Source organism: Enterobacter cloacae complex sp. P12RS, from assembly GCF_014895875.1.
In the GTDB taxonomy this organism is placed as follows: domain Bacteria; phylum Pseudomonadota; class Gammaproteobacteria; order Enterobacterales; family Enterobacteriaceae; genus Enterobacter; species Enterobacter bugandensis.
In genome coordinates this window covers 1-411 of record NZ_JADBQO010000090.1, presented here as the reverse complement: position 1 = coordinate 411, position 411 = coordinate 1, and the positions used below count along the sequence as shown (strand labels likewise).

Below are 411 nucleotides of genomic sequence, written 5' to 3'. Positions count from 1 at the left end.
TATGCGCCGAATGCGCTGGGATGGGTGGATCCGTGGGGGTCAAAATGTGTTTTTTCTCAAAAAGATCGTATAACCAAAAGATGGGTGGATAGATTAACAGGGAAAAACCCCGCTGATGTTCATAATATTTTAACATCCAAAGGTTGGACGAGAACATATCCGCAAGCCAATAAACCCGGGGCTATCAAACATATTCAATATGTCAAAACAACAAAATCAGGTACTACGTACAAATTAGATTATCACCCCGGAGGGACTCCAGCTCAACCTAATATTCATGGTAATGGTTACTGGAAAGGTTATCGCGAAGTAGATGGTGCTGATGTAGTATATGGGAGAATTGGTCATGGAGAGTTTAAAAATTATGATTTAATAACCGATTCACCAGTTTATGTTGACGGGGTTTTACTT

Annotated in this window: 1 protein-coding gene; it reads left to right on the top strand. The window is 40.1% G+C overall.

Features of this window, described 5'->3' with window-relative positions; all coding sequences use genetic code 11:
* Nucleotides 1–411: hypothetical protein (locus IM284_RS23565; RefSeq protein WP_226838965.1), on the top strand; the 411-nt coding region annotated here is incomplete at both ends.